At 57.8% G+C, this 2,869-nt stretch carries 2 protein-coding genes and 1 pseudogene; 2 read left to right on the forward strand and 1 reads right to left on the reverse strand.

Annotation, left to right across the window (positions count from 1 at the left end; genetic code table 11):
- A pseudogene (locus L0H65_RS17540) lies at window positions 1-133 on the reverse strand (isovaleryl-CoA dehydrogenase); the annotation flags it as partial.
- A gap of 295 nt (window positions 134-428) precedes the next feature.
- Between L0H65_RS17540 and L0H65_RS17545 the strand changes: the two are divergent.
- Window positions 429-2,030, forward strand: coding sequence for an FMN-binding glutamate synthase family protein (locus L0H65_RS17545; RefSeq protein WP_301460513.1), 1,602 nt, complete (start codon window positions 429-431; stop codon window positions 2,028-2,030).
- A gap of 63 nt (window positions 2,031-2,093) precedes the next feature.
- A complete protein-coding gene (locus tag L0H65_RS17550) occupies window positions 2,094-2,483 on the forward strand; it encodes a VOC family protein (protein WP_301460514.1) in 390 nt (129 codons plus the stop codon).
- The last annotated feature ends 386 nt before the right edge of the window (window positions 2,484-2,869 follow it).

The raw sequence follows: 2,869 nt of genomic DNA on the forward strand, positions 1-2,869 counted from the left end.
CCGGCGGAAAAGTATTTGCAGCATCAATTCTTGATGCCATCGGCTTTACCCGCTCTTGCGCCCAGCGATGCACCATTTCTTGCAGCGCCGCGATATCGTCACCCAGATCGAACCGCATCGAGCCCATGAACATTCCGGCATCCCCCCGCTTGAATTGAACATCCGTTCATTTAATGCGCCCGCACCTGAGTCGTGTCAAGAAAAACCCGGCGCCTCATCGAACCACCATAGACCACGGAAAGCGCCTGCACAGAGGAAAGCCGCGACAAGTGGCGAATACACCGGATTGAAAACGCTGTGCAGGCTGTGCGGTCCGCATCGCATCAGACGAATTTTCTGGTCACAAAGGCCGCACCGCTTTAGCGTTAAGACGGAATTAGGTGCTTTGGGCCAGGTTGCGACTTTGATGAGGGCAAAAAGGAGGAATTATGTTTCCAAAGCGCTATCTGGTCCTTGCACTGGCTTTTCTGATGGTTCCGGTTTCGCTCGTGGTCGCGTATTTCCACCCGGTCTGGGGTGGTTTTATGACCGCCATCGCCTTGGTCCTGTCGGCGCTCGGGCTTTATGACCTTATGCAATTGCACAGCTCGGTCCGACGAAACTTCCCGATCTCCGCCCGGATGCGGTTCCTGCTGGAGATGTTTCGCCCGGAGATCCGGCAGTATTTCGTCGAAAGCGACCATGACCCGACGCCGTTTTCACGCGAACAGCGCGCGCTGGTCTATCGCCGTGCCAAGGGGATTGACGGGATGCGCCCATTTGGCACCCTGCTGGACGTGGAAAAAGTCGGCCATGAATGGATCAACCACTCGATGAAGCCGTCGCACCTGCCAAGTCAGGATTTCCGCGTTACCATCGGCGGGCCGCATTGTCGCAAGCCATACAGATCGTCGGTGCTCAATATCTCCGGCATGTCCTACGGTGCGCTTTCGCCGACGGCGATCGAGGCGTTGAACAAGGGCGCGGCGAAGGGTGGCTTTGCCCATACCACCGGCGAAGGCAGCATCTCGCGCTACCATCGCAAGGGGGGCGGCGATCTGGTCTGGCAGATTGCGTCGGGCTATTTCGGTTGCCGCAACCCGGATGGCAGCTTCTCGGCGGACCGTTTTGCCGAAAATGCGCAGGGCGATCAGGTCAAGATGATCGAGGTGAAGCTGAGCCAAGGCGCAAAGCCCGGTCATGGCGGCATCTTGCCCGGTGCGAAAGTGACCGAAGCGATTGCCGAGGCGCGCGGTGTGCAAGTCGGAGAAGATTGTATCAGCCCGTCGTCGCATTCGGCGTTTTCCACCCCGATTGAACTCTGCGAATTCCTGCAACAGCTCCGCGATCTGTCTGGTGGCAAACCTGTCGGAATCAAGCTCTGCGTTGGTCACCCGTGGGAATGGTTCGCTTTGGCAAAAGCCTTTGCCCAAACCGGCTTGGCTCCGGATTTCATCACCGTGGACGGGGCCGAAGGTGGCACAGGTGCAGCCCCGGCGGAGTTTGCCGACCATTTCGGCGCACCGCTGCGCGAAGGCTTGATGCTGGTGCATAATACGCTGGTGGGACTTGGTATCCGCGATCAGACCAAGCTGATCGTGTCCGGCAAACTGATCTCTGCCTTTGACATTTGCCGCATGTTCGCGCTTGGGGCTGATAGCTGCAATATAGCGCGCGGCTTCATGTTTGCCATCGGCTGCATTCAGGCGCAGGCCTGCCATACCGGCAAATGCCCGACCGGGGTGACAACGCAAGACCCCGGCCGCTATCGCGCCTTGGTGGTGAATGACAAATACATCCGCGTTGCCAATTTTCACGCCAACACCATGCACACCTTGAAGGAAGCCGTCGAATCCAGCGGGTTGCAGCACCCGCGTGACCTGACGCCGCATCACCTGATGATCCGCGTGAACAGCCGCGAGGTACGATCTGCGGCAAGCCAATATCTTTGGCTTGAGCAGGGAGAGCTGATGGGGAATGAGGTAGGCCACCCTGCCTTTGCGAAATACTGGGATCACGCCAAGCCCGAAAGTTTTGCTTATCTCAACTGAAACTGGCGCCAACAGCGAATTTTCGACGAAAATTCTGAGACCTCGCAGAAACGGAACCCCAAGATGTTCAGCTATGTTGCCGTCGGCACCAATGACCTGCCTCGCGCCGTTAGGTTCTATGATGCGGTGCTGGCACCCTTGGGACATGAGCGATGTGATCTTGATCTTGCGGGCGGCAACGCAACCTGGGGCGCAGGCGATCCCGGCCCGCATCTCTGGGTAACGACTCCGTTTGACGGCTGCGCCGCGGTGCCGGGCAATGGCACCATGTTTTCATTGCTGGCAGCGACGCGCGCGCAGGTGCGGGCGGTTTATCAGGCGGCGGTGGAAAATGGCGGCACGGACGCAGGCGCGCCCGGCCTGCGCCCGCAATATGGACCAGATTTCTTTGCGGCTTATCTGCGTGACCCTGATGGCAATAAATTCAATGCGGTTTGCTACGGGGCGGAATAGTTTTGGCGCTGCTGGAACGGCCAGCCCCGAGTCGTAGCGATTTTCACGCTTATTACGCAAACGCCCCGATCAATCATAATTTTCAATCAAATATATTCACTCCAACGATACTTTATTTCAATTTTTCGGTGTTGACCTCCCCGCGACCCCGCCATAAGGTCGCCCGGCACTGGAGGGTCAGGCACATGGACGATCTCGGCGTTGTCATTCTGAAAAGGCGCATGGGCCGGTAGCGGAAACCCCTTTCCAAACCCCATGCGCCCCCGATTGACCCTCGGGGGTTTTTTGTTGCGAAGGAGCCGAGAAATCGGCCACAGAGGATGGATAGAAGATGTCACGAGCGATGACCGTCGCGGAAATGTTGGTTCAGGCGTTGAAGGATCAGG

The sequence above is a fragment of the Pseudorhodobacter sp. genome (genome assembly GCF_030452865.1).
Taxonomy (GTDB): Bacteria; Pseudomonadota; Alphaproteobacteria; order Rhodobacterales; family Rhodobacteraceae; genus Pseudorhodobacter.